This window comes from Parablautia muri, assembly GCF_009917485.1.
Taxonomy (GTDB): domain Bacteria; phylum Bacillota; class Clostridia; order Lachnospirales; family Lachnospiraceae; genus Suilimivivens; species Suilimivivens muri.
The window spans coordinates 1-1,993 of sequence record NZ_QZDT01000142.1 but is presented as its reverse complement, the minus strand read 5'-3'; the positions used below and the strand labels follow the sequence as shown (position 1 = coordinate 1,993).

Annotated in this window: 4 protein-coding genes and 1 pseudogene; 2 read left to right on the top strand and 3 right to left on the bottom strand. The window is 41.8% G+C overall.

All coding sequences use genetic code 11. From position 1 onward, the window contains the following. Positions 1-154 precede the first annotated feature (154 nt). Both D5281_RS24710 and D5281_RS24705 read left to right on the top strand, forming a co-directional pair. Positions 155-385 carry a hypothetical protein gene (locus D5281_RS24710; protein WP_160562503.1) on the top strand — a complete coding sequence of 77 codons (231 nt, stop codon included), beginning with the start codon at positions 155-157 and terminating at the stop codon, positions 383-385. Positions 386-415: 30 nt separating this feature from the next. Next, positions 416-592, top strand: coding sequence for a DUF4177 domain-containing protein (locus D5281_RS24705; protein WP_160562502.1), 177 nt, complete (start codon positions 416-418; stop codon positions 590-592). A gap of 99 nt (positions 593-691) precedes the next feature. On the opposite strand, the gene D5281_RS24700 is transcribed toward D5281_RS24705, so the two are convergent. From D5281_RS24700 to D5281_RS24690, 3 genes and pseudogenes are all read right to left on the bottom strand, one after another. After that, on the bottom strand, positions 692-943 hold the full coding sequence (locus D5281_RS24700; RefSeq protein ID WP_330585334.1) for a DUF6809 family protein: 252 nt from the start codon (positions 941-943) through the stop codon (positions 692-694). A gap of 404 nt (positions 944-1,347) precedes the next feature. Next, positions 1,348-1,530: a DUF4368 domain-containing protein gene (locus D5281_RS27360; protein WP_330585333.1), complete on the bottom strand. Its 183-nt coding sequence runs from the start codon at positions 1,528-1,530 to the stop codon at positions 1,348-1,350. A 280-nt stretch (positions 1,531-1,810) separates the two neighbouring features. Further along, positions 1,811-1,993 (bottom strand): annotated as a pseudogene (locus D5281_RS24690) (hypothetical protein); the annotation flags it as partial.

Here is a 1,993-nt window from a genome sequence, read left to right as displayed (position 1 = left end):
CTTTTTATTTAAAGTTAAGAAAAACTGCGCCACAGCCTTGGCAGGCCATCGCGTAGCGATTTTGTTCAATTCCAATTTGGCGGAAAGTTGTAACAAGCATAAAATCGGGATCGGTTAAGCTGAAAAGAGAAAGTTACGAAAGGAGATAATATTCTTGAAACGAGCAATTATTGGAGGATTTATTTCTCTGATTGGAAGCATTTGGACGCTTGCTGTTATTATATCTGCAAGCAATTATACTATAAACGGATGGTCAACTCCTCCCGGAAAACTCTTAACACAAATAGCGGAATCAGACCTTACGCTTTGGTTTGGTATTTCTATCGCATTGGTAGTTTTGGGAATTGTTATAATGATAATTGAGTATTTTAGGAAAGATAGCTGATTTCAAGTATCGGATAGGAGGTATCTTCAAATGAAAAAGTATGAATACAAAGTTATTACAATCGCAACCTCTTTAGCTTTGGGAACAAAGCAATATGAAAAGATTGCGCAAGAGTTTGAAATGCAATTAAACGAGTTAGGTGCTGATGGTTGGGAACTGGTTCAACGTATAGATGGATTCTTCTTTTTTAAAAGAGAAATCAAATGAATTCCAGTTTATCAAAAACCCCAAAAAGGCAGCCGCCCCGTCAAAGCGTCTGCCTTTTCCTGTCCCCGTCCTCTTACTTGCTCCTGAAAACCTCTGCCATCATTTTTGCCTCAGCTTAAAACCGTCAATGAACATTTCCGAGAACTCATACGGGATTACATCCAACTGCTCATCCATAATTTCAATAAACTGCTTGTCAAGTGGCGGATTCAGTTTAGCAAATAACTCAATAAAATCGTCATAGTGGTTATAATTCCCCTGATAGATTTTCCGGTATTCCTTACCTTTAGGGGCATACTGTTCTGCCGGGAAGATTTCACCATTATAAAGCTGTTCCAGTACATTCTTCACTTCCATGACCTCCTTTTTATTTTGCAATACTATTATATATTACATATTTGTATTTTGTCGTGTGTTGTACAAAAATCAAGAAGAATCGCTTATAATGGTTGCAGGAATGTAATACGGAGATGTAACATGTCAGACAAGTTTGTGGTGTGTTAGAAGAAGCCCGACAAGCGGGAAGATAAGTCGGTGGTCATGACGCTGCGGATAGACCGGGAATTGCAGGAGGAATTTGACGCTCTGGCGGCGAAAGCGACCGCTCCCGAAATGAATTGATGTGTATGGCTCTGCGCTATGCCTTAGACCATTTAGAGTTTATCCCGGAAGCCGGAGAGTAGGGAACCCGGCTTCTTTTTCGTGTACGGGCAGAAAGAAAACCCTTCCCCCGGAAAGAGGGAAGGGCATTACCGTTATTCTGTTACCGCCGGTATCTCCCCGACAAAGTTATAAATGATTTTGATTTCTTGAAACTTCTCCCCGTCAACCTTTTTCACCTCACCCACCAGAATCCTGCTGATGTCATAGGTATTGGTGTTAATAACTTCATGAGCTGTCACAGATTCAACCTCACCTGCTGTCGTGAAATCACCCATTTTCCTGTCACACAATCAATTGTATATACAACTATTTATTTCCAGTCTATAGCAGCTCTCTGAACTGCATTTTCCATGTTTCTATCTTATATTGTCTGACTCTTTCGAACCATGCCTCTCTTATCTGCGCTGGAAATTGTTCCAACATCCATGTACAATTCATGCAGGAAAGCCGCCCGGGATATCCCGGACGGCCTGTTTTTCTTCCAGTTTATGAAATTGTCCCAATTCCCCTCACACTTCGCCTAACCTCTGTTTTGCGTATAGTTGCCATGCTTCCCTACAGCCAGTCTTTCCCTGTATACCCGGATAATGCCCGCAGTGCGTGGGCAATGGTTACAGCATCTGTTTCATTCATATTCGCTGACAGCCTCTCTTTGTTCCAGAATAAGTCGGACAGTCTGCTAAGCGGGCATCCTGTATCGATGTCCGGCATACAGATATACTGGCCGCTCATATATTT